Source organism: Streptococcus humanilactis, assembly GCF_019448275.1.
GTDB lineage: Bacteria > Bacillota > Bacilli > Lactobacillales > Streptococcaceae > Streptococcus > Streptococcus humanilactis.
In genome coordinates this window covers 504,450-530,739 of the sequence record NZ_JAHXBZ010000001.1, presented here as the reverse complement: position 1 = coordinate 530,739, position 26,290 = coordinate 504,450, and the positions used below count along the sequence as shown (strand labels likewise).

Annotated in this window: 23 protein-coding genes and 1 pseudogene; 19 read left to right on the top strand and 5 right to left on the bottom strand. The window is 40.8% G+C overall.

The genetic code is table 11. The features are described 5' to 3' along the window. Window positions 1-118 precede the first annotated feature (118 nt). Window positions 119-829, top strand: a complete 711-nt coding sequence (gene deoD / locus KV696_RS02445; RefSeq protein WP_219966752.1) for a purine-nucleoside phosphorylase — start codon at window positions 119-121, stop codon at window positions 827-829. Between the two features lie 25 nt (window positions 830-854). On the opposite strand, the gene KV696_RS02440 is transcribed toward deoD, so the two are convergent. The 3 genes from KV696_RS02440 to coaA form a co-directional block, all read right to left on the bottom strand. After that, window positions 855-1,379, bottom strand: coding sequence for a DNA topology modulation protein (locus KV696_RS02440; protein WP_219966751.1), 525 nt, complete (start codon window positions 1,377-1,379; stop codon window positions 855-857). 52 nt (window positions 1,380-1,431) lie between these two features. Then, window positions 1,432-1,668, bottom strand: a complete 237-nt coding sequence (gene rpsT, locus KV696_RS02435; protein ID WP_001274000.1) for a 30S ribosomal protein S20 — start codon at window positions 1,666-1,668, stop codon at window positions 1,432-1,434. Window positions 1,669-1,735: 67 nt separating this feature from the next. Next, window positions 1,736-2,656 (bottom strand): type I pantothenate kinase, encoded by a 921-nt coding sequence (gene coaA / locus KV696_RS02430; protein ID WP_219966750.1) that lies wholly within the window; start codon window positions 2,654-2,656, stop codon window positions 1,736-1,738. Between the two features lie 200 nt (window positions 2,657-2,856). Between coaA and KV696_RS02425 the strand changes: the two genes are divergently transcribed. The 9 genes from KV696_RS02425 (at window position 2,857) to KV696_RS02385 (ending at window position 11,224) form a co-directional block, all read left to right on the top strand. After that, window positions 2,857-3,264, top strand: a complete 408-nt coding sequence (locus tag KV696_RS02425) for a hypothetical protein (protein WP_219966749.1) — start codon at window positions 2,857-2,859, stop codon at window positions 3,262-3,264. 207 nt (window positions 3,265-3,471) lie between these two features. Next, window positions 3,472-4,062, top strand: a complete 591-nt coding sequence (locus KV696_RS02420) for a class I SAM-dependent methyltransferase (protein ID WP_284440255.1) — start codon at window positions 3,472-3,474, stop codon at window positions 4,060-4,062. Next, window positions 4,059-5,336 carry a pyrimidine-nucleoside phosphorylase gene (locus KV696_RS02415; RefSeq protein ID WP_219966748.1) on the top strand — a complete coding sequence of 426 codons (1,278 nt, stop codon included), beginning with the start codon at window positions 4,059-4,061 and terminating at the stop codon, window positions 5,334-5,336. The genes KV696_RS02420 and KV696_RS02415 overlap by 4 nt, the downstream gene beginning before the upstream one ends. A gap of 19 nt (window positions 5,337-5,355) precedes the next feature. After that, on the top strand, window positions 5,356-6,018 hold the full coding sequence (deoC, locus tag KV696_RS02410; RefSeq protein WP_219966747.1) for a deoxyribose-phosphate aldolase: 663 nt from the start codon (window positions 5,356-5,358) through the stop codon (window positions 6,016-6,018). Continuing rightward, a complete protein-coding gene (locus KV696_RS02405; RefSeq protein ID WP_060806308.1) occupies window positions 6,005-6,394 on the top strand; it encodes a cytidine deaminase in 390 nt (129 codons plus the stop codon). Before deoC ends, KV696_RS02405 begins: the two co-directional genes overlap by 14 nt. A gap of 89 nt (window positions 6,395-6,483) precedes the next feature. Then, window positions 6,484-7,536: a BMP family lipoprotein gene (locus KV696_RS02400; protein ID WP_060806309.1), complete on the top strand. Its 1,053-nt coding sequence runs from the start codon at window positions 6,484-6,486 to the stop codon at window positions 7,534-7,536. A gap of 142 nt (window positions 7,537-7,678) precedes the next feature. Continuing rightward, complete coding sequence (locus tag KV696_RS02395) at window positions 7,679-9,214, top strand: ABC transporter ATP-binding protein (protein ID WP_219966746.1); 1,536 nt, start codon at window positions 7,679-7,681, stop codon at window positions 9,212-9,214. Then, window positions 9,207-10,265, top strand: coding sequence for an ABC transporter permease (locus KV696_RS02390; protein WP_061759020.1), 1,059 nt, complete (start codon window positions 9,207-9,209; stop codon window positions 10,263-10,265). The genes KV696_RS02395 and KV696_RS02390 overlap by 8 nt, the downstream gene beginning before the upstream one ends. A 2-nt stretch (window positions 10,266-10,267) precedes the next feature. Next, window positions 10,268-11,224: an ABC transporter permease gene (locus KV696_RS02385; protein ID WP_023940960.1), complete on the top strand. Its 957-nt coding sequence runs from the start codon at window positions 10,268-10,270 to the stop codon at window positions 11,222-11,224. Between the two features lie 37 nt (window positions 11,225-11,261). On the opposite strand, the gene plsY is transcribed toward KV696_RS02385, so the two are convergent. After that, window positions 11,262-11,903 carry a glycerol-3-phosphate 1-O-acyltransferase PlsY gene (gene plsY / locus KV696_RS02380; RefSeq protein WP_219966745.1) on the bottom strand — a complete coding sequence of 214 codons (642 nt, stop codon included), beginning with the start codon at window positions 11,901-11,903 and terminating at the stop codon, window positions 11,262-11,264. A 135-nt stretch (window positions 11,904-12,038) separates the two neighbouring features. On the opposite strand from plsY, the gene parE reads away from it, so the two are divergent. From parE to KV696_RS02340, 8 genes and pseudogenes are all read left to right on the top strand, one after another. Next, complete coding sequence (gene parE, locus KV696_RS02375) at window positions 12,039-13,982, top strand: DNA topoisomerase IV subunit B (RefSeq protein WP_219966744.1); 1,944 nt, start codon at window positions 12,039-12,041, stop codon at window positions 13,980-13,982. A gap of 27 nt (window positions 13,983-14,009) precedes the next feature. After that, a pseudogene (locus KV696_RS02370) lies at window positions 14,010-14,827 on the top strand (aminoglycoside 6-adenylyltransferase). A 29-nt stretch (window positions 14,828-14,856) separates the two neighbouring features. Continuing rightward, entirely contained in the window at window positions 14,857-15,417 is a 561-nt protein-coding gene (locus KV696_RS02365; RefSeq protein WP_050222938.1) for a nucleotidyltransferase family protein, read from the top strand. A 477-nt stretch (window positions 15,418-15,894) separates the two neighbouring features. Further along, complete coding sequence (gene parC, locus KV696_RS02360) at window positions 15,895-18,375, top strand: DNA topoisomerase IV subunit A (protein ID WP_219966743.1); 2,481 nt, start codon at window positions 15,895-15,897, stop codon at window positions 18,373-18,375. A gap of 328 nt (window positions 18,376-18,703) precedes the next feature. Beyond that, window positions 18,704-20,755 (top strand): thiol-activated cytolysin family protein, encoded by a 2,052-nt coding sequence (locus KV696_RS02355; protein WP_219966742.1) that lies wholly within the window; start codon window positions 18,704-18,706, stop codon window positions 20,753-20,755. Window positions 20,756-21,042: 287 nt separating this feature from the next. Further along, window positions 21,043-21,768 carry a CppA family protein gene (locus KV696_RS02350; RefSeq protein WP_219966741.1) on the top strand — a complete coding sequence of 242 codons (726 nt, stop codon included), beginning with the start codon at window positions 21,043-21,045 and terminating at the stop codon, window positions 21,766-21,768. Next, window positions 21,765-22,697 (top strand): serine hydrolase domain-containing protein, encoded by a 933-nt coding sequence (locus KV696_RS02345; protein ID WP_023942975.1) that lies wholly within the window; start codon window positions 21,765-21,767, stop codon window positions 22,695-22,697. The genes KV696_RS02350 and KV696_RS02345 overlap by 4 nt, the downstream gene beginning before the upstream one ends. A gap of 11 nt (window positions 22,698-22,708) precedes the next feature. After that, window positions 22,709-23,605, top strand: a complete 897-nt coding sequence (locus KV696_RS02340) for a DMT family transporter (protein ID WP_023942973.1) — start codon at window positions 22,709-22,711, stop codon at window positions 23,603-23,605. 147 nt (window positions 23,606-23,752) lie between these two features. On the opposite strand, the gene KV696_RS02335 is transcribed toward KV696_RS02340, so the two are convergent. Beyond that, window positions 23,753-24,451: a GntR family transcriptional regulator gene (locus KV696_RS02335; protein ID WP_000936183.1), complete on the bottom strand. Its 699-nt coding sequence runs from the start codon at window positions 24,449-24,451 to the stop codon at window positions 23,753-23,755. Window positions 24,452-24,591: 140 nt separating this feature from the next. Between KV696_RS02335 and guaA the strand changes: the two genes are divergently transcribed. Further along, complete coding sequence (guaA, locus tag KV696_RS02330; RefSeq protein ID WP_219966740.1) at window positions 24,592-26,154, top strand: glutamine-hydrolyzing GMP synthase; 1,563 nt, start codon at window positions 24,592-24,594, stop codon at window positions 26,152-26,154. The last annotated feature ends 136 nt before the right edge of the window (window positions 26,155-26,290 follow it).

Below are 26,290 nucleotides of genomic sequence, written 5' to 3'. Positions count from 1 at the left end.
AAGGAATTGAACCCACCCTAAAAGCAGTGGGAAAAAGATAGTTGGTCTAGCGAGCATCGCTCACTGCACCCAACTCCTATTTTCCCTTTGCTTTTTGACGGGTTTGGTATCTTATATTATGTCTATCCATATTGCTGCTCAGCAGGGTGAAATTGCTGATAAAATTCTTCTTCCTGGGGATCCTCTTCGTGCTAAGTTTATTGCGGAGAATTTCCTTGAAGATGCTGTTTGTTTTAACGAAGTACGTAACATGTTTGGTTACACTGGTACTTACAAGGGCCACCGTGTATCTGTCATGGGAACTGGGATGGGAATGCCATCCATTTCGATTTATGCGCGTGAGTTGATTGTTGACTATGGTGTGAAAAAATTGATCCGTGTGGGAACTGCAGGTTCTTTGAATGAAGACGTTCACGTTCGTGAATTGGTTTTGGCGCAGGCAGCGGCAACCAACTCAAACATCGTCCGCAATGACTGGCCACAGTACGATTTTCCACAAATCGCTAGCTTTGATTTGTTGGATAAGGCCTACCATATCGCTAAAGAACTCGGTATGATCACCCACGTTGGGAACGTTTTGTCTTCTGATGTCTTTTATTCAAACTACTTTGAAAAGAACATCGAACTTGGTAAATGGGGAGTCAAGGCTGTGGAAATGGAAGCAGCAGCCCTTTACTATCTGGCAGCCCAACACCATGTTGACGCGCTAGCTATTATGACTATTTCTGATAGTTTGGTCAATCCAGACGAAGACACTACCGCAGAAGAACGCCAAAATACCTTTACCGATATGATGAAGGTTGGTTTGGAAACCTTGATTGCAGAATAATTATAGCCAAAAAGGAAGTCCTTCTTTATGAATTGGAGGACTTCCTTTTCTTATCTAGAAATTGGTCTATCTCTTTTTGTGATCTGAGGATGACCACTTTATATGGATAGTTTTTTTGAATCCATTTGTAGCGTTCCTTAGCGGATTTGCTCCGTCCATCCCAGAGAATCCATCTGATAAACTCCCAATTAAATTGTTCTTGACAACCAGCTGCCATACTTTCTCTGACTTTTCCCCGGTATTTAAGATAACGCTTAAAGGCTCTAAAGAGACAGGTCAATGGGGGAAAATTGAGAAAGATGATTTGATCAGCTTCCTGCATTCTTTCTTCGTAATAGCACCAAGAATAATTACCATCAATAACCCAAGCTTCATGCTTGGTGAGAAAATTTTTCATCTCATCCAACATCCATTCACGGTCACTGTCTTGCCAACCGGGTTGAAATTGGAGTGTGTCCATGTGAAGTTTTGGGATGGAGTAGCAGTGAGACAACTTTTCTGCTAGAGTTGACTTACCAGCACCAGAATATCCGATAATTGCGATTTTCATTTTCTACCCTTTCCAATTTGGAGACAAAAAAACAGCCTCTATGGACTGTTTCTTATTTAGCAAGTTTAGCTGAAAGACGAGCTTTATCGCGGCTTGCTTTGTTTTTGTGAATCAAACCTTTAGTTTCTGCTTTATCGATAGCTGAGCTAGCAGCACGGAAAAGTTCTTCAGATGGGTTTGCTTCGAAAGCTTTGATAGCAGTACGCATAGCTGATTTTTGAGCTGAGTTCTTTTCGTTTTGTTTAACGTTCAATTCAGCGCGCTTGATAGCTGATTTAATGTTTGCCAATGTTCTTACCTCCATATTTACTAACTATACCATTATATCTGAAAACTTACGTTTTGACAAGGGAAAATTACTTTTTTAAGTAAATTTCATCGATTTCATGGTTCTTTGTTTTATGAAGAATCACTTCCGCACGGTTTCTGGTTGGTTCAATGTAATTTTGTAGATTTGTGAGATTGATACTGGTCCAGACCTGATGGGCAAAGGATTCCACTTCCCCAATCGGCATCTGAGTAAAACGATAATAGTAGCTATTAGGGTCGTTTTGGGCTAGGCTCAGCATCTTCAAGAAACGGTCCAGATACCAACTCTCGATGTCATCGACTGCAGCATCAACATAGATGGAAAAGTCAAAGAAGTCGGTAATGTAAAGACGTTCGTTTTGTGGATTTTGAAAGACATTTATTCCCTCAACAATGACAAAATCAGCAGCTTTAACGCTTTGCTTTTCCTCGGGTACGATGTCGTAGACTTCATGAGAATAGACAGGAATATCCACATCTTGTCCATTTTTGATACGGTCCAAGAAGTTGAGAAGAGCTTCCATATCATAGCTTTCAGGAAATCCCTTGCGATTTAAAATCCCTTGTTCAAGCAAGGTCTGGTTGGGATAGAGAAAGCCGTCAGTTGTTACCAACTCAACCGTAGCATCTGTAAGTGTACGGGACAGTAGGATTTGAAGTAGGCGACTGGTTGTGGATTTTCCAACGGCAACACTCCCAGAAACCCCAATGATAAAAGGCTGGGCTTTGCTTTCACGTTGGAGGAAAATCCCTTTTGAAAAGGCCAAATCATCCTTGGTACGCTTATAAATCTGGATGAGATGGGCTAGGGGAAGATAGACATCGGTAACATCCTGCAAGCTAATCTGGTCATTAAAACTCTTGATGGATTCTAATTCCTCTTCTGTCAAAGGAGGTGTTGTCTTTCGATGTAAGGATTGCCAAGTCTGGCGGCTGATTTTTTCAAAATGTAAAAATTCGTTGGTCATTTGTTTTCCCCTAGATATTTTGTCTATCATACCATAAAAAGCTAAAAAAATAAAGCGGTTTCTTGAATGAGGTCAGTCAATATTATATAATAGATGTAGATAGAGGATGAACAATTTATTGATGAAGTAGGAGCTACTTTCTCCTGACTTATGAGCTAAAAAAGGGGGCTTTGGGATTCACAACTTATAGGAGGTGTGTCATGAAAATTTTAAAAAGTTATATATTGGAACTCTGTTTTATTTTAAGTTTTGCTTTACCTTTTATAAAAGGGGCGAATGCGGATAATGGTAGACGCTTTGTGGAAATCTATTACGGTTTTACTTTTTTGATGGAACATGCTATTGTAACAGCTATCTTTATCTGTTCGCTCTTGATTGCTTGCCTACTCAAAAAACGGTGGACGAAATGGTTTGCAGCTGGTAGTTATGTCTTTTTAGTTCTATGGATTGCTACAGAGGGTTATTTCTTCCGCATGTCACTAGAAGATTTGATACGACTTTGGACAAGTTTGGAAATCCTGACACAAACTTATCAGTTGGGCTTTTATCTAAACATCCTGTTGGGAATTTTGTTGATAATAAAGTATTGTAAGGTTAAGCAATCGTAATAAAAATGCGCTTGATTATAGACAATAAATTTGTTGTTTTATCCTGAATGTGATACCTTATAGCTCCCAATGGCTTGTCATTCGTTTCCAATAATTTAAAGAGATTGAAGAAAATGTTTTACTTACTAGCTTTCTTCTGTCTTTTTCGTTTTATTATCAATTTGTAAACGATTTACAATTTAAGTCAAATTATGGTAAAATAGTTTCATGAGTAAAATGTATTATGCAGAAAATCCTGACGCTGCTCACGACATTCATGAGTTGAGAGTGGACTTGTTGGGAGAAAAAATGACCTTTTTGACGGATGCGGGTGTTTTTAGCAAGAAAATGATTGACTTTGGAAGTCAACTATTGCTCAAGTGTCTTGAGGTCAACCAAGGAGAGACTGTCCTTGATGTAGGTTGTGGTTATGGGCCTCTGGGATTGTCTTTGGCTAAGGCTTATGGAGTTCAGGCGACCATGGTCGATATCAACAATCGTGCTTTGGATTTGGCACGACAAAATGCTGAACGAAATAAAGTAGAAGCGACGATTTTCCAGTCCAATATTTATGAACAAGTTGAAGGCACATTTGACCATGTCATTTCCAATCCTCCTATCCGTGCGGGCAAGCAAGTGGTTCATGAAATCATTGAGAAAAGTAAAGATTTCTTGGAAACTGGTGGAGATTTAACAATCGTTATCCAGAAAAAACAAGGGGCCCCAAGTGCTAAGTCCAAGATGGAAGAGGTGTTTGGCAATTGTGAAATCGTCAAAAAAGATAAGGGATACTATATCCTTAGAAGTGTGAACGAATGAGAGCAGTTGATTTAATTCAAAAGAAACGAGACGGTCAAGAATTGACTTCGAGTGAAATTGAATGGCTGGTAGAAGGCTATGTGTCAGGAACTGTCCCTGATTATCAGATGTCTGCCTTTGCTATGGCTGTTTATTTCAAAGGAATGACGACTCGTGAAATTTCTGATTTGACTATGAAAATGGTTCAGACAGGGCAAGAGTTTGATTTATCAGCTATTGATGGGGTTAAGGTTGACAAGCATTCTACGGGTGGTGTTGGTGATAAGGTGACCTTGATTTTAGCTCCTCTTGTTGCTAGCTTCGGTGTACCTGTGGCAAAAATGAGTGGTCGTGGTCTCGGCCATACTGGTGGGACAATTGATAAATTGGAGTCCATTAAGGGCTATCAAGTAGAGCGTAGTCAAGAGGATTTCATTCATCAGGTTCAGGAGATTGGAGTATCTGTCATTGGGCAATCAGACCAGCTGGTCAAAGCGGATAAGCTCCTCTATGCCCTTCGTGATGTGACCGCAACTGTCGACACGATTCCTTTGATTGCGAGTTCGGTGATGAGCAAGAAAATTGCGGCAGGGGCGGACGCTATTTTGCTTGACGTAACTGTCGGAGAGGGTGCTTTCATGAAGACGGTTGATGAGGCACGCGAATTGGCTCAAACCATGGTGGAACTTGGTAAGGCAGTTGGTAGAAAAACGGTAGCAGTCATTACGGATATGAGCCAGCCCTTGGGACGAGCGATTGGAAATCGTCTGGAAATCCTTGAAGCATTGGAGATTTTACAAGGTCAAGGCCGTCAGGATATTACCCACTTCATATGTGAGTTGGCTCAAATTATGCTTGGACTGGCAAATGTAAATAAAACAGTTGAAGAAGTTCGCCAACATCTTGAAAATGGACAAGCGCTTGCTAAGTTTGAGGAGATGGTCCAAGCCCAAGGTGGAGACTTGGAAGACCTCTATCGTCCTGTAGATGTAGCCCATGTGGTGGAAATCCCTGCTCAGGAAACGGGTGTCATTTCAGCTCTCCCAGCTATGGAATTTGGTCTTTATGCCATGAGACTGGGGGCAGGCCGTGCAGTCAAGTCTGATGCCTTGGACTATGAGACAGGAATTGTTTTTGAAAAGAAAGTTGGAGATTCCGTTCAAAAGGGAGAAATTGTTGCAAAAGTATACACAAATGGAAAAATTTCTCCTCAGCTAGTTACAGATTTTCAAAAATATGTTAAAATAAATGATAGGGTGCAAAGTTTACGAGAAATTATAGAAATAATCTCATAAACTGCAGGAGAATCCGAATATGAAATTAAATAAATATATCGATCATACGCTTTTAAAACAAGATGCGTTAGAAAATCAAATTGATTGTTTGTTGTCTGAAGCTAGAGAGTATGATTTTGCCAGTGTTTGTGTCAATCCAACCTGGGTTGAACATGCTAAAAAAGGACTTGAAGGCACAGATGTAAAGGTCTGCACAGTAGTAGGTTTCCCCTTGGGAGCAACAACTTCAACTATGAAAGCTTTTGAAACCAAGGAAGCTATCCAAAATGGTGCAGATGAGATTGATATGGTGATCAATGTTGGAGCTCTCAAAACAGGTAATCTTGATTTGGTTGAGTCAGATATTCGCGCAGTAATGGAAGCAAGTGGTGACAAGTTAGTGAAAGTCATTATTGAAGCTTGCCTTCTGACAGACCAAGAAAAAGTTGTGGCTTGCCAATTAGCTCAAAAAGCTGGAGCTGACTTCGTAAAAACTTCAACTGGCTTTTCAACTGGTGGTGCTACGATAGCAGATGTTACATTAATGCGTGAAACAGTTGGACCTGATATGGGTGTCAAGGCTGCTGGTGGAGCTCGTTCTTATGCAGATGCTCTTGCCTTTGTCGAAGCAGGTGCGACCCGTATCGGAACGTCAGCTGGTGTAGCCATTTTAAAAGGAGAATTGTCAGATGGCGACTACTGAGTTGATTGAACTAGCAATTGAAACCAGCAAGAAAGCCTATGTACCCTATTCTCACTTTCCTATCGGAGCAGTTTTAGTGGCAAAAGACGGAAGTGTTTACACGGGAGTGAATATCGAAAATGCTAGCTATCCTTTGACCAATTGCGGTGAGAGAACAGCCATTTTTAAGGCTATATCTGAAGGACAAAGAGAATTTTCAGAATTGATTGTCTATGGACAAACTGAAAAACCAATTTCACCATGTGGTGCTTGTCGCCAAGTAATGGTCGAATTTTTTGAACAAGATCTAAAAGTGACTTTAGTCGCAAAAGATAAATCGACGGTCGAGATGACGGTCGGGGAGTTACTTCCATACTCTTTTACAGACTTAAACTAGTCTGAGTCGCTCTCTGAGTGGCACGGTCCTTGTGGCCAACCAATCCATACTTGCAACATCGTTGCACATCTTATTTAGGAGGTTCAGTAATGAACAAGAAACAATGGCTAGGCCTTGGTCTAGTTGCAGTGGCAGCAGTTGGACTTGCTGCATGTGGTAACCGCTCTTCTCGTAAGGCAGATTCATCTTCTGATGTGAAGACAAAAGCAGCAATCGTCACTGATACTGGTGGTGTTGATGACAAATCATTCAACCAATCAGCTTGGGAAGGTTTGCAGGCTTGGGGTAAAGAACACAATCTTTCAAAAGATAAAGGTTTTACTTATTTCCAATCAACAAGTGAAGCTGACTACGCTAACAACTTGCAACAAGCGGCTGGAAGTTACAACCTAATCTTCGGTGTTGGTTTTGCCCTTCACAATGCAGTTGAAGAAGCAGCAAAAGACCACTCTGACTTGAACTATGTCTTGATTGATGATGTGATTAAAGATCAAAAGAATGTTGCGAGCGTAACATTTGCTGATAACGAAGCTGCTTACCTTGCAGGTGTTGCAGCAGCTAAAACAACTAAAACAAAACAAGTTGGTTTTGTAGGTGGTATCGAGTCTGAAGTTATCTCACGTTTTGCAGCTGGATTTAAAGCTGGTGTTGAGTCAGTAGACCCATCTATCAAAGTACAAGTTGACTACGCTGGTTCATTTGGTGATGCTGCTAAAGGTAAAACAATTGCAGCAGCACAATACGCAGCTGGTGCAGACGTTGTTTACCAAGCAGCAGGTGGAACAGGTGCAGGTGTCTTTGCAGAAGCAAAATCACTCAACGAAAGCCGTCCTGAAAATGAAAAAGTTTGGGTTATCGGTGTTGACCGTGACCAAGAAGCAGAAGGTAAATACACTTCTAAAGATGGCAAAGAATCAAACTTTGTTCTTGTATCTACATTGAAACAAGTTGGTACAACTGTAAAAGATATTGCTAACAAGGCAGAAAAAGGTGAATTCCCTGGTGGTCAAATCATTGTCTACTCATTGAAAGATAAAGGGGTTGACTTGGCAGTGACAAACCTTTCAGAAGAAGGTAAAAAAGCTGTTGAAGATGCTAAAGCTAAAATCCTTGACGGAAGCGTAAAAGTTCCTGAAAAATAATGGATGAAAGTCATTTCTTAGGAAGCGGCCCTTGGCCGCTTTTTAAGAGTTGAGACAAAGTCATTTTGTCTCAGTAAAGCTTGCTACTAGACAAACTAGCAAGTTTTATTGAAATAAAATAAGACTCTGAAAGGAAGAGCACATGGCACACGAAAATGTCATTGAGATGCGTGATATTACCAAGGTGTTTGGTGAATTTGTTGCCAACGACAAAATCAACCTGCACCTACGAAAAGGTGAAATTCATGCACTTTTAGGAGAAAATGGGGCTGGTAAGTCCACGCTAATGAATATGTTAGCAGGGCTTCTTGAACCAACCAGTGGTGAAATTGTGGTCAACGGTCAAGTTGTCAACCTCGACTCGCCATCTAAAGCAGCTAGCTTGGGAATCGGAATGGTTCACCAGCACTTTATGTTGGTAGAGGCTTTCACAGTGGCTGAAAACATCATTTTAGGAAGTGAATTGACTAAAAATGGTGTGCTAGATATCGCTGGAGCTAGCAAAGAAATCAAAGCTCTTTCTGAACGTTATGGCTTAGCTGTTGACCCTTCTGCCAAGGTAGCAGACATCTCAGTTGGAGCCCAACAACGTGTAGAAATTTTAAAAACCCTTTATCGGGGGGCTGATATCCTGATTTTTGACGAACCAACGGCTGTTTTGACTCCATCAGAAATTGATGAGTTGATGGCTATTATGAAAAATCTTGTCAAAGAAGGGAAATCAATTATCTTGATTACCCACAAGTTGGACGAGATTCGCGCAGTTTCTGACCGTGTTACAGTTATCCGTCGTGGGAAATCAATTGAAACTGTAGAAATCGCAGGGGCTACCAATGCTGATTTGGCAGAAATGATGGTGGGACGTTCTGTTTCCTTTAAAACAGAGAAACAAGCTTCTCAACCAAAAGAAGTGGTCTTGTCTATTAAAGACTTGGTGGTCAATGAAAACCGCGGTGTTCCAGCTGTTAAAAATCTATCCTTGGATGTTCGTGCTGGAGAGATTGTTGGGATTGCGGGGATTGATGGAAATGGTCAGTCTGAACTGATTCAAGCCATTACAGGTCTTCGCAAGGTTGAATCTGGTAGCATCGAGCTAAAAGGAAATTCAATTGTAGGCTTGCACCCACGTCAGATTACAGAGTTGAGTGTTGGGCACGTTCCAGAAGACCGTCATCGTGATGGTTTGATTTTGGAAATGATGATTTCTGAAAATATTGCCCTTCAAACCTACTATAAAGAACCACATAGTAAAAATGGAATTTTGAACTATGCGAATATCACTTCTTATGCTAAAAAGCTAATGGAAGAGTTTGATGTTCGTGCTGCCAGCGAATTTGTTCCTGCAGCGGCACTCTCAGGAGGAAATCAACAAAAAGCAATTATTGCTCGTGAAATTGATCGAGATCCTGATCTCCTTATCGTCAGCCAGCCAACTCGTGGGTTGGATGTCGGTGCCATTGAATATATCCACAAGCGCTTAATTGAAGAGCGTGATAATGGGAAAGCTGTCCTTGTTGTCAGCTTTGAGTTGGATGAGATTTTAAACGTCTCAGACCGTATTGCCGTTATCCACGATGGTAAGATTCAAGGTATTGTATCACCAGAAACAACCAATAAACAAGAACTAGGTGTCTTGATGGCTGGTGGAAACTTGGGAAAGGAGAAGAGTGATGTCTAAAAAATTACAACAAATTTCGGTTCCCTTGATTTCTGTCTTCCTAGGAATTTTACTCGGGGCCATTGTTATGTGGATCTTTGGTTATGATGCTATTTGGGGCTATGAAGAATTGTTCTATACAGCCTTTGGTAGCCTGCGTGGGATTGGAGAAATCTTCCGTGCTATGGGGCCTTTGGTCTTGATTGGTCTTGGTTTTGCTGTTGCCAGTCGTGCAGGTTTCTTTAACGTAGGGCTTCCTGGTCAGGCCTTGGCTGGTTGGATTCTTAGTGGTTGGTTTGCTTTGTCGCATCCAGATATGCCACGTCCCTTGATGATTCTAGCAACTATCGTGATTGCCTTAATTGCTGGTGGGATTGTCGGAGCGATTCCAGGTATTCTTAGGGCTTATCTAGGGACGTCAGAGGTTATCGTAACCATTATGATGAACTACATCGTCTTGTATGTAGGAAATGCCTTGATTCATGCCTTCCCTAAAGACTTTATGCAAAGTACAGATTCGACCATTCGTGTTGGGGCTAATGCAACCTACCAGACACCTTGGTTAGCTGAGTTGACTGGTAACTCACGGATGAATATTGGTATTTTCTTTGCCATCATTGCCGTTGCAGTTATTTGGTTCATGCTCAAGAAAACGACTCTTGGTTTTGAAATTCGTGCGGTTGGTCTTAATCCACATGCTTCAGAATATGCTGGTATTTCTGCAAAAAGAACGATTATCCTTTCAATGATTATCTCAGGTGCCTTAGCTGGTCTTGGTGGAGCCGTTGAAGGGCTTGGAACCTTCCAGAACGTCTATGTTCAAGGGGCATCATTAGCTGTCGGATTTAATGGAATGGCAGTTAGTCTGCTTGCGGCCAACTCACCAATTGGTATTCTCTTTGCAGCCTTCTTGTTTGGTGTTCTCCAAGTTGGAGCCCCAGGTATGAATGCGGCGCAGGTACCGTCTGAGCTTGTCAGCATTGTAACAGCTTCTATTATCTTCTTTGTCAGTGTTCATTACCTTATCGAACGCTTTGTCAAACCGAAAAAACAAGTTAAAGGAGGTAAGTAAAGATGTCTATTACAACCTTGCTCACCCTCTTGGTGTCTTCTATGCTGATTTACTCAGCACCCCTCATCTTTACAAGTATTGGCGGTGTTTTCTCTGAACGTGGTGGTGTGGTAAACGTCGGCCTTGAAGGAATTATGGTTATGGGTGCCTTTTCTGGAGTTGTCTTTAACCTTGAATTTGCAGAACAATTTGGAGCAGCAACTCCATGGCTATCTTTGCTTGTAGCAGGATTGGTAGGGGGAATCTTTTCTATCATCCACGCAGCAGCGACGGTTCATTTCCGTGCAGACCATGTTGTCAGCGGTACGGTATTGAACTTGATGGCGCCAGCCTTGGCTGTTTTCTTGGTTAAAGTTCTTTATAACAAAGGACAAACCGACAACCTAAGTCAAACTTTTGGACGCTTTGACTTCCCAGTCTTGGCAAATATCCCAGTGATTGGTGATATCTTCTTCAAGTCAACTAGTCTACTTGGTTATCTAGCGATTGCCTTCTCGTTCCTTGCTTGGTTTATCCTCTTCAAGACTCGCTTTGGTCTTCGTCTCCGCTCTGTCGGTGAACATCCTCAAGCAGCTGATACCTTGGGAATCAATGTCTACAAGATGAGATATCTAGGAGTTATCATTTCAGGTTTCCTAGGTGGAATTGGGGGAGCGATTTATGCTCAATCCATCTCAGTTAACTTCTCAGTGACAACTATTGTTGGACCTGGATTTATCGCCCTTGCCGCGATGATCTTTGGGAAATGGAATCCAATCGGAGCCATGCTTTCTAGTCTCTTCTTTGGACTTTCACAAAGTTTGGCCGTTATCGGTTCTCAATTGCCATTCCTACAAGGAGTGCCTGCGGTTTACCTTCAAATCGCACCTTACGTTTTGACAATTCTTGTCTTGGCAGCCTTCTTTGGAAAAGCAGTCGCACCAAAAGCAGATGGTATCAACTATATCAAATCAAAATAAGCATACGAAAAACGTCAGTTCAGAATGTACTGACGTTTTATTTTTTTGGATGTTGGTGAGTTAGGTTCAATCCCCAAGGGACCAAATTTTCAGTTTTATTTTTGATACGTGTGATATTATCCTTATGCCGAATGATAATCAAACTAGCAAGTGCTAAGATAATAGCGATGAAGAGAGGGTCATAATTGCTCAGGATAAAACCAAAAAGTGGAAAGAGTAGAACTCCGATGACAGCCGCGATAGATGCTGTGACACTAGATAGCGAAATCATACTACCAAGATAGAGGGTTCCAAAGAAAACAACTGCAAGGTAGAGACAGAAGACAGGAGCAAATCCGAAAATCACTCCAGCACTAGTTGCGACAGCCTTGCCTCCCTTAAATCCTGCAAAGATAGGGAAGGTATGGCCAATGACAGCTAAAAGTCCAAAGATAAGAGGCGAAACGCCTTGCAGATGAAAAATAATCGGAAGAAGCGTTGCTAGGGTTCCTTTGAAAAAGTCAATCACAAATGTCGTCATTCCCGCTTTTTTTCCTAAAATGCGGCAAGTATTGGTCGTTCCAGTATTTCCAGAACCGTGTTCACGCAGATTTGTCTGAAAGAAAATTTGTCCAATCCAGAGACCAGACGGAATCGAACCCAGCAGATAGGCTAGGATTAATAAAGCTATTGTAATCATACTCCTATTATATCATGAAATGGAGAAGAAAGGCAGAGAATCTCTTCTGAAATTGTCACACCGGAGAAAGAAAAATTTTGCAAAATCCTTGGAAAACCTGTAGAATAGTAAAGATGAACGAATAGGAGGTTCCTTGTGTCAAAAAAGGAAATCAATATTAACAATTATAATGATGATGCCATTCAGGTGCTAGAAGGGTTGGATGCGGTCCGTAAACGTCCAGGGATGTATATCGGATCGACCGATGGTGCAGGTCTTCATCACCTCGTCTGGGAAATCGTCGATAATGCTGTCGATGAGGCCTTGTCTGGATTTGGTGACCGTATTGATGTGACCATCAATAAAGATGGGAGTTTGACTGTGCAAGACCACGGACGTGGGATGCCAACTGGTATGCACGCGATGGGAATTCCAACTGTTGAGGTTATCTTTACCATTCTCCACGCAGGAGGAAAATTTGGTCAAGGTGGTTATAAGACATCAGGTGGTCTCCACGGGGTAGGTTCTTCTGTTGTTAATGCCCTTTCTAGTTGGCTGGAAGTTGAAATTACCCGTGACGGGGCAATCTATAAGCAACGTTTTGAAAATGGTGGAAAACCTGTCACGACTCTGAAGAAAATTGGTACAGTGCCCAAGTCTAAAACAGGTACTAAGGTTACTTTTATGCCTGATGCGACGATCTTCTCTACGACAGATTTCAAGTACAATACCATCTCAGAGCGTCTTAATGAATCAGCCTTTCTCTTGAAAAATGTGACCTTGTCTCTGACAGATAAGCGAACAGATGAAGGGATAAAATTCCACTATGAGAATGGGGTACAAGACTTTGTTTCTTATCTGAACGAAGACAAGGAAACCTTGACACCAGTTCTCTACTTTGAGGGGGAAGATAATGGTTTCCAAGTGGAAGTTGCCCTCCAGTACAACGATGGATTTTCAGATAACATTCTATCCTTTGTTAATAACGTTCGTACCAAGGACGGTGGAACGCACGAGACAGGACTCAAGTCCGCTATTACCAAGGTTATGAATGACTACGCGCGTAAGACGGGGCTTCTCAAGGAAAAAGATAAAAATCTTGAAGGTTCAGACTATCGTGAGGGACTAGCGGCCGTTCTTTCTATCTTGGTTCCTGAAGAACACCTTCAGTTTGAAGGACAGACCAAGGACAAACTAGGAAGTCCACTAGCTCGCCCAGTTGTGGATGGCATTGTGGCGGATAAGTTGACCTTCTTTCTTATGGAAAATGGTGAATTGGCTTCTAACCTCATCCGCAAGGCTATCAAGGCCCGTGACGCTCGCGAGGCGGCACGTAAGGCGCGTGATGAGAGCCGAAATGGTAAGAAAAATAAAAAAGACAAGGGCTTGCTGTCTGGGAAATTGACCCCAGCCCAGTCCAAGAATCCAGCTAAGAATGAACTCTATCTGGTTGAGGGGGACTCTGCCGGTGGTTCTGCCAAACAAGGCCGTGACCGCAAGTTCCAGGCTATTCTACCTCTTCGTGGTAAGGTTATCAATACAGCCAAGGCCAAGATGGCAGATATCCTCAAAAATGAAGAAATCAATACCATGATTTATACCATTGGTGCGGGTGTTGGAGCAGACTTCTCTATTGAAGATGCCAACTATGACAAGATCATTATCATGACCGATGCCGATACTGATGGTGCCCATATCCAGACCTTGCTCTTGACATTTTTCTACCGTTACATGCGTCCGCTAGTCGAAGCAGGACATGTCTATATTGCCCTCCCGCCTCTTTACAAGATGTCTAAAGGAAAAGGAAAGAAAGAAGAAGTGGCTTATGCTTGGACGGACGGTGAACTAGAAGAACTCCGCAAACAGTTCGGTAAAGGCGCTACCCTACAACGTTACAAGGGACTTGGAGAGATGAACGCCGACCAGCTCTGGGAAACAACCATGAATCCAGAAACCCGTACCCTCATACGTGTCACCATCGAAGACCTAGCACGCGCCGAACGCCGTGTCAATGTCCTCATGGGAGATAAGGTCGAACCACGCCGTAAGTGGATTGAAGATAATGTCAAGTTTACGTTGGAAGAAGCGACAGTGTTTTAAGTCACTTTTTAATGAATGGGTATCAACATGAGAGCTGAAACAGAAATGCTAGATCTGATTTTACAGACTGCCAAAACTTTACAAGTCAAAGCTGTCGCCATGTCTGGTTCGCGAACCGATACAAAAGCTCCAAAAGATGAATTTCAAGACTACGATGTGGTCTATGTTGTAGAGAATCTGGACGAGCTGATTACAGATTTATCTTGGTTGGACCGGTTTGGCAAACGCATTATTGAGCAAGAAGTCACCCTTGGTCAACGTCGTCTCTATCTCATGCTCTTTGAAGATGGGAATCGAATTGATCTAACCCTCTGTCCTAAAGAACACATGAAAGAATGGGTAGATAGCGAGTCGAAATTCATAGTTTTAGAAGATGAGAAGGGTTTGTTTGCGCCTTATTCTCCAACTCCCCAGCGTTACTGGACAAGCCCAGCTAGTGAGACAGATTTTGAAAAATCCTGCAATGAATTTTGGTGGGTGTCAGCCTACGTGGTCAAAGGGATTTGTCGTAAGCAAGTCATCTACGCGACTAACCATCTCTACGGCATTTGTCAACAAGAACTTCTGAAAGTCTTATCTTGGCAGGTCGCAAGTGACAGGGGAAAAATCGATATCGGCAAGAACTACAAGTATCTCTTTAACTATTTACCTGCTGAGAAAGAGAAACAATTCTCAAATCTACTTGATTTCTCAAGTTTAGATGAAATCCCCCAGTCTTTATTTGCTACCATGGAACTTTAGCTCAAAGACTTGCTCAAAAGCTGGGCTTTGACTACGATAAAGAAGTGGCTGAGAAGATGATTCAGTATGCTGAGGAGAGAGTAAAGAAGTTTGGGAATAACTAGAAAAATGAAAAAGCGAGAGGAGAAGACTCATGATTGAAAAAGTGGAACGCCTCATTACAGAGATTAATCGTATTCATCGAGAATATTCTAAAGATTATTTTGAAACGGGTAAGGTGGAAAAAATCAATCTCAAGCATACCTTTTCAAAAGTTCCGACTAAAGCAATTCTGGCCTACCGTCTGAATTTACATGAGTCAATTAATGATTATCTGATGAAAGCGGATGTCCAAGATATTGCCTATGTTTATCGTGTCAAAACTTCTGAGTCTATTTTAGATAAAATTACACGTTTTTCAGAGCGTCAAGAGGGCTATCCTGTGAATTCAATTCTTAATGATATTTTTGGTGCTCGTATGATTTTAAGCTCCAAAGAGATAGCTCAAGTTATGGAGAAACTAGATGATTGGCAAGAGCTGTACGGACTAAAAAACTGGTATTTACGTGATAAAGATGGCTATGTCGGTATTCATATCTATTTTAAAAATAAAAGTAATTTTTATTATCCATGGGAACTCCAACTTTGGGATAAGAAAGATGTAGATAGTAATATCGCCAGCCATATCAAGTATAAACGAGGATTTGTGGAGTAGACATTTCAAGTGGAAATGACGATACAGGAATTGGATAAAATTCACTTACTCTATATTTTTTTATAGTATTTACTCTACATTTTTTTAAAGGAGTTGAACACGCCCTGAATGCTATGTGAAATTTCTTATTAACTGAAGCAACGCATTTTAAACACATTAAACTACAGAAAGGGTCGTTTGGTTATTTGTAGTAACTGAATACGGGACTAATTTTATTCGGAAAAAAGTCAAATCAAATCGTCTTGACTTCATCGAGCCCTACATCGATTTTCTATTTTTCTACAGACATTTTTGGCAAGCCAAATCGTCCCTTTATATCTTAACTGAACACCTTTTCTGTAAAAACCTACTCTATATTCTTTGAAAGGAGTTGAACACGCCCTAAATGACGCGTGAAAAAGATAAATTCTCTGGTGAGCTTGCTTACTTCAAGAATTTTCTATTTTCACTTGATATTTTACGGGCTCTGTATCCTATATGAGTAACATTCAAAACATGTCCCTGGAGGACATTATGGGAGAGCGCTTTGGTCGCTACTCCAAATACATTATTCAAGACCGAGCCTTGCCAGACATTCGTGATGGCTTGAAGCCGGTTCAGCGCCGTATTCTTTATTCGATGAATAAGGATGGCAATACCTTTGACAAGAGTTACCGTAAGTCGGCCAAGTCTGTCGGTAACATCATGGGGAATTTTCACCCACACGGTGACAGTTCTATCTATGATGCCATGGTTCGTATGTCACAGGACTGGAAAAATCGTGAGATTCTAGTCGAAATGCACGGTAATAACGGTTCTATGGATGGAGATCCGCCTGCGGCTATGCGTTATACTGAGGCACGTCTGTCTGAAATTGCTGGCTATCTTCTTCAGGATATCGAGAAGAAGACAGTTCCCTTTGCTTGGAACTTTGACGATACCGAGAAAGAGCCGACAGTCTTGCCAGCAGCTTTTCCAAATCTCTTGGTAAATGGATCGACTGGTATTTCGGCTGGATATGCCACAGACATTCCTCCCCATAATTTGGCTGAGGTCATTGATGCGGCGGTTTACATGATTGACCACCCAACTGCCAAGGTGGATAAACTCATGGAATTCTTGCCGGGACCAGACTTCCCGACTGGAGGGATTATCCAGGGTCGTGATGAAATCAAGAAGGCCTATGAAACTGGGAAAGGGCGCGTGGTTGTTCGTTCCAAGACTGAGATTGAAAATCTAAAAGGTGGTAAGGAACAAATTGTTATTACTGAGATTCCTTATGAAATCAACAAGGCCAATCTAGTCAAGAAAATCGATGATGTTCGTGTCAATAACAAGGTGGCTGGTATTGCTGAGGTTCGCGATGAGTCTGACCGTGATGGTCTTCGAATCGCTATTGAGCTCAAAAAAGACGCTAATACGGAGCTTGTTCTTAATTATCTTTTCAAATACACTGATCTGCAAATCAACTACAACTTTAACATGGTGGCGATTGACAATTTTACACCTCGTCAGGTTGGGATCGTTCCAATCTTGTCTAGCTACATCGCCCACCGTCGTGAAGTGATTTTGGCTCGTTCCCGCTTTGACAAGGAAAAGGCTGAGAAACGTCTCCATATCGTCGAAGGTTTGATTCGCGTGATTTCGATTTTGGACGAAGTCATTGCTCTTATCCGTGCTTCTGAGAATAAGGCTGACGCAAAGGAAAACCTCAAGGTCAGCTATGATTTTACAGAAGAACAGGCTGAGGCCATCGTTACCTTGCAGCTTTACCGTTTGACCAATACAGACGTGATTGTCTTGCAGGAAGAAGAAGCAGAACTTCGTGAAAAGATTGCCATGCTTGCGGCTATTATCGGTGATGAGCGGACTATGTACAATCTCATGAAGAAAGAGCTTCGTGAGGTCAAGAAGAAATTTGCGACACCACGTTTGAGTAGCTTAGAAGACACAGCAAAAGCAATCGAGATTGATACAGCTAGTTTGATTGCCGAGGAAGATACCTATGTCAGCGTGACCAAGGCAGGTTACATCAAGCGTACTAGTCCACGTTCCTTTGCGGCTTCAACGCTGGAAGAAATTGGCAAGCGTGATGATGACCGTTTGATCTTTGTTCAATCTGCCAAGACAACCCAGCATCTCTTGATGTTCACAAGTCTTGGAAATGTCATCTACAGACCAATCCATGAATTGGCTGATATTCGTTGGAAGGATATCGGAGAGCATCTGAGCCAAACCATTACCAACTTTGAAACTAACGAAGAAATCCTTTATGTTGAAGTAGTAGATCAGTTTGATGATGCGACAACTTACTTTGCTGCAACTCGTCTTGGTCAAATTAAACGCGTAGAACGAAAAGAGTTCACTCCATGGCGGACCTATAAATCTAAGTCGGTTAAGTATGCTAAGCTTAAAGACGAGACAGACCAGATTGTAGCAGTAGCTCCGATTAAACTGGATGATGTTCTCTTGATTAGCCAAAATGGTTATGCCCTGCGTTTCAATATCGAAGAGGTTCCTGTTGTCGGTGCCAAGGCTGCAGGTGTCAAGGCTATGAACCTGAAAGAAGATGATGTCCTCCAATCGGCCTTTATCTGTAATACCTCATCCTTCTACCTTTTGACTCAACGTGGAAGCTTGAAACGTGTTTCTATTGACGAAATTCCAGCAACCAGCCGTGCCAAACGAGGGCTACAAGTCTTGCGTGAGTTGAAAAACAAACCGCATCGTGTCTTCTTGGCAGGTGCAGTTGCAGAGCAAGGTTTCGTTGGTGACCTCTTTAGTACAGAAGTGAACGGGAACGATCAAACTTTGCTTATCCAATCTAACAAAGGAACAATCTATGAAAGTCGACTACAAGACTTGAATCTGTCAGAACGAACCAGCAACGGAAGCTTTATATCCGATACCATTTCAGATGAAGAAGTTTTTGATGCCTATCTTCAGGAAGTTTATAAAGAATTTGAATCTAAGAGATGATAAAAAACAATGAAAAGCTTTTCATTAAAAAATTTCTTAAGTTATAGATTTAAGAGTTGAATCTGATTATATATACAAAAACGAACAGTGCTGATTTCCAACTGATAGGGACTCAAGCCTGCTCGTTTTCTTATTTTTAGTGGTATAGACCGCTTGGTATTTAAATGTGAAATTGTTAACATATGAGCAACTATACAAGTTGAACTAATAAAAAATAATAATTTTTTAAGAAAATGATTGCATCTATAATATTTTTATGTTATACTCTTATTGTTTCAAGAAAGCGCGTTCAAGAAATAATTCGTTCAAATATATATAGGAGTTTTGTATGTCTCAAAACAAACAAGATAAAGGATTTCGTTATTCTATTCGTAAACGTAGTGTTGGAGTATGTGGTGTTGCCATTGCAGCCTTTTTGCTAGGTTCTGGCCTTGTATTTCAAACCAATGTAGTAAAAGCAACAGAACCAAGCGTTGCTGAAGTTGCTGGTGAAAATATTGCTGCTCATAAGTCTGCAAGTCAGAGTTCGACTTATTATGATGCAGATGCTTCTAGAGCGGTTGACGGTAATCGAGATAATAATTACAGACATCACTCAGTTACTCATACAAATTTTCAAGATCATTCTTGGTGGAAAGTTGATCTAGAAAAAGAAGAAGGTGTGGGAACTGTTCGTATTTACAATCGTGGAGATGGGGATGTAGCAAATCGTTTATCTAATTTTGATGTTATTTTGTTGGATAAAGCTGGAAATGAAGTAACTCGTCAACATGTTGATAGCTTAAACAATCAACCAACAGTTGATGTTCAATTCTCAGGAGTTAATGCACGATATGTAAAAATTGAATTAAATAAATCTAAAACTCCTCTTAGTTTAGCAGAAGTTGAAGTATATCGTGCTGTAAAAGAAGAAAAAGTAGTAGCAAATAAGAAAACAGAAAACAAAGTTGAAACAGAAAACAAAGCCAAAAAAGATTATACTGCAGAGTTAAATAACTATTTATTTGGTTTAAACTATGATAAACTAAACATTTTGACTAGAAAAGGCGAAGCATTAGAAAATTACACTAATACAAGTACAAAACAACAAGGAAGTGAATTTGTGGTTGTAGAAAAAGTGAAGAAAAACCTTTCTAATGGTTCTGCTGATGTTGCCATTAATGGTAACGGAGATATTTTCCTAGGTGCATTGTTTAAAGCAAATCAAGATCTCCTAGAAAATAAACCACAACAAATTAGTTTAGATCGTAGCAAAGGTAGAATTAGCGTCGACTTGCCAGGTATGGTTGGCGGAGATAGCTATGTAGATGCCAAACCAACTGCAAGTGGTATGCAGGAAGGTGTAAATACCCTGTTAAATCGTTGGCATGAAAAGTATGCTGCGAAAAATCCTGCTCCAGCACGTATGCAGTATGAATCAACTTCTGCTTACAGCATGAATCAATTGAAAGCAAAATTCGGAAGTGATTTTGAAAAAGTCGGTGTTAATTTGAAAATTGACTTTGAGGCTGTGAACAAAGGTGAAAAACAAGTTGAAGTTGTTGATTTTAAACAAATTTACTATACTGCTAACTTTGATGCTCCAAAAAATCCATCAGATGTATTTGCTCCAGGAGTAACGGTTGATCAATTGAAAGCACGTGGAATTGATGCAACAACACCTCCTGTATATGTATCCAGCGTTTCATACGGACGTCAAATGTATGTTAAGTTTGAAACAACAAGCAAGAGTACAGAGTTGAAAGCAGCAATTAATGCTGTCATCAAAGGGGTGCCTATTAAACCAGAATCTGAATGGGCGCGTGTCTTGAAGAATACAACTGTAACAGTTTCAATCGTAGGTGGAAATGCTGATGGCGCTGCACGTGTTGTGACAGGTACAGTAGAAGATTTGAAGAAATTGATTCAAGAAGGAGCTACTTTCAGTACACAAAACCCTGCTGTTCCAATTTCTTATAAGACTGCATTCTTGAAAGATAATCAAGTAGCCACAATTCAAAGCAATACAGACTACATTGAAACTAAAGTGACTTCATATAAAAATGGTTACCTCAAATTACACCATAAGGGAGCTTATATCGCTCGCTACTATGTTTACTGGGATGAAGTAACTTATGATAAGGATGGAGTTGAAAGCATTCGCTCACGTCAATGGGAAGATAATGGTAAAAACAGAACAGCTGGTTTCCAAACTGAACTTCAATTTAGAGGAAATGTGCGCAATATTCGCGTGAAGATTCAAGAAAAAACAGGTCTTGTTTGGGAACCATGGCGTACAGTTTATAATCGCACAGACCTTCCTCTTGTTCAAAAACGTACCATTGTTAACTCAGGTACAACACTAAGACCAAAATACGATGAAAAAGTTGAAAATAACTAATTTTTCACTTGTAAAAGGAATCAGTTCTAAGAGCTGGTTCTTTTTATTTCTAATATTCCTCCGTAATCAAAAATCAACAAAGACAGTCAATTATTTCTTATCAATCCATTGATTAGCATTCCAGTTTATACTATCTATTTTTTGACTTTTGTATGTTTCCCTAAAAATGGAGTTTTAGGTCAGCCTTTTGAAGAAAAATTTTTAATGGGGTGAAAATTGGTAAATCTGAGCATAATTTCTTGTAAAAAATTCTAAAATCCTTTAAAATAAAAGAGTTGGAGGAGTTTATGAATGTAAATCAGATTGTACGGATTATTCCTACTTTAAAAGTTAATAATAGAAAATTAAATGAAACATTTTATATAGGAACCCTTGGCATGATGGCCTTATTAGAAGAGTCAGCCTTTCTGTCACTAGGTGATCAAACAGGTTTAGAAAAGCTGGTTTTAGAAGAAGCTCCAAGTATGCGCACTCGTAAGGTAGAGGGAAGAAAAAAACTAGCTAGATTGATTGTCAAGGTGGAAAATCCCTTAGAAATCGAGGCCTTATTAGCTAAAACAGATTCGATTCATCAATTATATAAAGGTCAAAATGGCTACGCTTTTGAGATTTTTTCACCCGAAAATGATTTGATTTTGATTCATGCAGAAGATGACAGAGCAAGTCTAGTAGAAGTAGAAGAAAAGCCTAGATTTCAAACAGATCTGGAGTCAATTTCTTTAAGTAAATTTGAGATTTCTATGGAATTACACCTCCCAACTAATATCGAAAGTTTCTTGGAATCATCTGAAATTGGGGAATCCCTTGATTTTATTCCAGCACAGGGGCAGGATTTGACTGTGGACAGTACGGTTACCTGGGACTTATCTATGCTCAAATTCTTGGTCAATGAATTAGATTTAGTAAGTCTGCGCCAGAAGTTTGAGTCTACAGAATATTTTATTCCTAAGTCTGAAAAATTCTTCCTTGGAAAAGATAGAAATAATGTTGAATTGTGGTTTGAAGAAGTATGAAGTGGACCAAGATTATTAAAAAAATAGAAGAACAAATCGAGGCAGGGATTTATCCCGGAGCCTCTTTTGCGTATTTTAAGGACAATCAATGGACGGAGTTCTATTTAGGCCAGAGTGACCCAGAGCATGGCTTGCAGACCGAGGCAGGACTGGTTTATGATCTAGCTAGTGTCAGCAAGGTTGTTGGGGTTGGCACCGTTTTTACCTTCTTGTGGGAAAATGGTCAATTAGATATTGACAGACCGGTAACAGATTTTTTACCAGAGAGTGATTATCCAGACATCACTATTCGCCAGCTCTTGACTCACGCAACAGATCTTGATCCTTTTATTCCCAATCGTGATCTTTTAACAGCCTCAGAATTAAAGGAAGCTATGTTTCATCTCAAGAGACGAAGTCAGCCAGCCTTTCTTTATTCGGATGTCCATTTTTTACTTTTGGGCTTTATTTTGGAAAGAATCTTTGATAAGGATTTGGATGTGATTTTACAGGAACAAGTTTGGAATCCTTGGAGAATGACGGAAACCCAATTTGGGCCTGTTGAGCTTGCTGTTCCAACCGTCAGAGGTGTCGAGGCAGGTCTGGTACATGATCCCAAGGCTCGCCTCCTGGGCAGACATGCAGGGAGTGCTGGTTTGTTTTCGACTGTAAAGGATTTACAAATCTTTTTAGAACACTATTTAGCAGATGATTTTGCAAGAGACTTGAGTCAAAATTTTTCTCCTTTGGATGACAAGGAACGTTCTTTGGCATGGAATTTGGAAGGAGATTGGCTAGACCATACGGGCTATACAGGTACCTTTATCATGTGGAATCGTCGGAAGCAAGAAGCGGCCATTTTCCTATCGAATCGCACCTATGAAAAGGATGAGAGGGCTCAATGGATTGTAGACCGCAATCAAGTGATGGACTTGATTCGCAAAGAATAGTAAGGAGAGACATGTCAAATAGTTTAAAAGGGACTCTATTAACAGTTGTGGCTGGGATTGCTTGGGGCTTGTCAGGAACGAGTGGGCAATACCTGATGGCACACGGAATTTCGGCTCTGGTTTTAACTAACTTACGACTTTTTATCGCCGGTGGGATTCTCATGCTCTTGGCTTATGCCACTGCAAAGGATAGAATGCTGGCCTTTTTAAAGGATAGAAAGAGTTTGCTGTCTCTTCTCATTTTTGCTCTAATTGGTCTCTTCCTCAATCAATTTGCCTATCTAACTGCTATTCAGGAGACCAATGCAGGTACCGCGACAGTGCTTCAGTATGTTTGTCCTGTCGGGATTTTGATTTATAGCTGTATCAAGGATAAGGTGGCGCCGACACTGGGAGAGATTGTTTCTATCATATTAGCCATCGGAGGAACCTTCCTGATCGCAACACATGGGCAGTTGGACCAGTTATCCATGACACCTTCTGGCCTATTCTGGGGGCTCTTTTCTGCTCTGACTTACGCCCTGTATATCATTTTGCCCATAACCTTGATTAAGAAGTGGGGTAGCAGTTTGGTCATTGGTGTAGGAATGGTCATAGCAGGTTTGGTCGCCCTTCCTTTTACAGGAGTTCTACAGGCCGCTATCCCGACTAGTCTTGATTTTCTCCTTGCTTTTGCAGGTATTATCCTTATCGGGACTGTCTTTGCCTATACAGCCTTTCTAAAAGGAGCCAGTCTGATTGGGCCGGTCAAGTCAAGTTTGTTGGCTTCAATTGAGCCAATTTCGGCTGTTTTCTTTGCCTTCCTAATCATGAATGAACAATTTTATCCCATTGATTTTCTTGGTATGGCAATGATATTGTTTGCTGTAACTCTGATTTCTTTGAAAGATTTACTCTTAGAAAAATAAAAAGACTCTTTGTCCGTGACAGAGAGTTTTTGCGTAGTATTTTATACTCAATGAAAATCAAAGAGCAAAATAGGAAACTAGCCGCAGGCTGTACTTGAGTACGGCAAGGCGACGTTGACACGTTTTGAATTTGATTTTCGAAGAGTATTAATTGTTTTCAAGATAAAATTCAAAACGTTCGCCTACATACTGACTTTTTACGTATTCAAATGCAGTACCATCTTCTAGGTAGGAAACCTGAGTCAGACCAAGAATAGCATGTCCTTTTTCAACTTCTAAATAGTGGGCGATTTTTTCCTTAGCAAGGCGAGCATAGATGGTCTGCTGTGATTTGCCAATACGGTAGCCATGTTTTTGTAGAGTTTGGAAGAAATGACTGGTGATTTCTTCTTTTTTAAAGTCCTTAATGAATTTTTCAGGAATAGAAGCAACTTCATAAACCAGAGGAACTTGGTCGGCATAGCGAACCCGTTCCATTCGGATAATATTTTCCGTTGGAGAAATGCCTAACTTGGCAACTTCTTGCTCATTGGGAATGGTTTTTCTGTAGGAAATGAGCTGGCTAGAGGGAACTTTACCTTGGGACTTAACAATTTCAGTAAAACTGGTTGTCCCTCGCATCTTTTCTTGTACACGTGTACTGGATACAAAGGTGCCACTTCCTACACGTCGCTCTAAAACTCCTTCTTCGACCAAGAGGGAAATAGCTTGGCGGAGGGTCATGCGACTGACCGCAAACTGCTCTGCTAAGTCTCGTTCACTAGGAAGCCTCTCCCCAATAGCCCAACGATGTTCGTCAATATCCTTTTTAATCTGATCATGGATTTTCATATAAGCAGGTAGCATATTTTCACTTCATTTCTATCTTTTCTCTATTGTACCCTAATAAACAAGAAAAAGTCAATCTTCGCCTTGTTTAGTTGGTAATTCACCCTTATTTGTGATAGAATATTGAAAAAAGATATTTCTTTTAAGAAAGGAAAAAGATGAGCAACATTTCAACTGATTTGAAAGATGTAGAAAAAATCATCGTGTTGGACTATGGTAGCCAATACAACCAGCTGATTTCACGCCGTATCCGTGAGATTGGTGTTTTTTCAGAACTAAAAAGCCATAAAATTTCAGCTGCTGAAGTTCGTGAAATCAACCCTGTAGGAATCATCCTTTCAGGTGGTCCAAACTCTGTATACGAAGATGGTTCATTTGATATTGACCCAGAAATCTTCGAACTTGGAATTCCTATTTTGGGAATTTGTTATGGTATGCAGTTATTGACCCATAAACTTGGAGGAAAAGTTGTTCCTGCAGGTGATGCTGGAAATCGTGAATACGGTCAATCAACTCTTACTCACACACCATCAGCTCTTTTTGAATCAACACCAGACGAGCAGACTGTTTTGATGAGCCATGGTGATGCGGTTACTGAAATTCCTGCTGACTTTGTTCGTACAGGTACATCAGCTGACTGCCCATACGCAGCCATCGAAAACCCTGATAAACATATTTACGGTATCCAATTCCACCCTGAAGTTCGCCATTCTGTATACGGGAATGACATCCTTCGTAACTTTGCCCTTAACATCTGTAAGGCTAAAGGCGACTGGTCAATGGATAACTTCATTGATATGCAGATCCAAAAAATTCGTGAAACCGTCGGTGATAAACGTGTCCTTCTTGGTCTATCAGGTGGGGTTGACTCTTCAGTTGTTGGGGTTCTTCTCCAAAAGGCTATTGGCAATCAATTAATCTGTATCTTTGTAGACCACGGTCTTCTTCGTAAAGGAGAAGCGGACCAAGTTATGGACATGCTTGGTGGTAAGTTTGGTTTGAATATCGTCAAAGCAGACGCTGCTAAACGTTTCCTTGATAAACTTGCTGGCGTTTCTGACCCAGAACAAAAACGTAAAATCATCGGTAACGAATTTGTGTATGTCTTTGATGACGAAGCAAGTAAGCTCAAAGATGTGAAATTCCTTGCTCAAGGTACCTTATACACAGACGTTATCGAGTCTGGTACAGATACAGCTCAAACTATCAAGTCACACCACAACGTGGGTGGTCTTCCAGAAGACATGCAGTTTGAATTGATTGAACCACTCAACACTCTCTATAAAGATGAAGTTCGTGCCCTTGGTACAGAGCTTGGTATGCCAGACCATATCGTATGGCGCCAACCATTTCCAGGACCAGGACTTGCTATCCGTGTCATGGGTGAAATCACTGAAGAGAAACTAGAAACAGTTCGTGAGTCAGACGCTATTCTTCGTGAGGAAATTGCTAAAGCAGGTCTTGACCGCGATATCTGGCAATACTTCACTGTTAACACAGGCGTTCGTTCAGTCGGTGTTATGGGTGACGGTCGTACTTATGACTATACGATTGCAATCCGTGCTATCACCTCGATCGATGGTATGACAGCTGACTTTGCCAAAATTCCATGGGAAGTTCTTCAAAAAATCTCAGTACGTATCGTAAACGAAGTGGACCACGTTAACCGTATCGTCTACGATATTACAAGTAAACCACCTGCAACCGTTGAGTGGGAATAGAGTTAATGAGTTAAAAAAAGCCTAGAAATCAATCTTTCTAAGGCTTTTTACTTTATTTTAACAACAATTTAACAACAAAACTATAATTTTCACTATAAACTATACTTATCTTTAATCTACTTTTAAATAGGTATAT

Excerpts from the sequence above, each read along its gene's own strand:
- KV696_RS02335 (WP_000936183.1), bottom strand. The coding sequence starts at position 24,451 with ATGCTACCTGCTTATATGAAAATCCATGATCAGATTAAAAAGGATATT.
- KV696_RS02355 (WP_219966742.1), top strand. The coding sequence starts at position 18,704 with ATGTCTCAAAACAAACAAGATAAAGGATTTCGTTATTCTATTCGTAAA.
- KV696_RS02425 (WP_219966749.1), top strand. The coding sequence starts at position 2,857 with ATGAAAATTTTAAAAAGTTATATATTGGAACTCTGTTTTATTTTAAGT.
- KV696_RS02440 (WP_219966751.1), bottom strand. The coding sequence starts at position 1,379 with ATGAAAATCGCAATTATCGGATATTCTGGTGCTGGTAAGTCAACTCTA.
- KV696_RS02405 (WP_060806308.1), top strand. The coding sequence starts at position 6,005 with ATGGCGACTACTGAGTTGATTGAACTAGCAATTGAAACCAGCAAGAAA.
- KV696_RS02365 (WP_050222938.1), top strand. The coding sequence starts at position 14,857 with ATGATTGAAAAAGTGGAACGCCTCATTACAGAGATTAATCGTATTCAT.
- coaA (WP_219966750.1), bottom strand. The coding sequence starts at position 2,656 with ATGACCAACGAATTTTTACATTTTGAAAAAATCAGCCGCCAGACTTGG.
- deoD (WP_219966752.1), top strand. The coding sequence starts at position 119 with ATGTCTATCCATATTGCTGCTCAGCAGGGTGAAATTGCTGATAAAATT.
- KV696_RS02350 (WP_219966741.1), top strand. The coding sequence starts at position 21,043 with ATGAATGTAAATCAGATTGTACGGATTATTCCTACTTTAAAAGTTAAT.
- parC (WP_219966743.1), top strand. The coding sequence starts at position 15,895 with ATGAGTAACATTCAAAACATGTCCCTGGAGGACATTATGGGAGAGCGC.
- KV696_RS02385 (WP_023940960.1), top strand. The coding sequence starts at position 10,268 with ATGTCTATTACAACCTTGCTCACCCTCTTGGTGTCTTCTATGCTGATT.
- deoC (WP_219966747.1), top strand. The coding sequence starts at position 5,356 with ATGAAATTAAATAAATATATCGATCATACGCTTTTAAAACAAGATGCG.
- KV696_RS02340 (WP_023942973.1), top strand. The coding sequence starts at position 22,709 with ATGTCAAATAGTTTAAAAGGGACTCTATTAACAGTTGTGGCTGGGATT.
- KV696_RS02415 (WP_219966748.1), top strand. The coding sequence starts at position 4,059 with ATGAGAGCAGTTGATTTAATTCAAAAGAAACGAGACGGTCAAGAATTG.
- guaA (WP_219966740.1), top strand. The coding sequence starts at position 24,592 with ATGAGCAACATTTCAACTGATTTGAAAGATGTAGAAAAAATCATCGTG.
- KV696_RS02345 (WP_023942975.1), top strand. The coding sequence starts at position 21,765 with ATGAAGTGGACCAAGATTATTAAAAAAATAGAAGAACAAATCGAGGCA.
- plsY (WP_219966745.1), bottom strand. The coding sequence starts at position 11,903 with ATGATTACAATAGCTTTATTAATCCTAGCCTATCTGCTGGGTTCGATT.
- KV696_RS02400 (WP_060806309.1), top strand. The coding sequence starts at position 6,484 with ATGAACAAGAAACAATGGCTAGGCCTTGGTCTAGTTGCAGTGGCAGCA.
- KV696_RS02420 (WP_284440255.1), top strand. The coding sequence starts at position 3,472 with ATGAGTAAAATGTATTATGCAGAAAATCCTGACGCTGCTCACGACATT.
- KV696_RS02390 (WP_061759020.1), top strand. The coding sequence starts at position 9,207 with ATGTCTAAAAAATTACAACAAATTTCGGTTCCCTTGATTTCTGTCTTC.
- KV696_RS02395 (WP_219966746.1), top strand. The coding sequence starts at position 7,679 with ATGGCACACGAAAATGTCATTGAGATGCGTGATATTACCAAGGTGTTT.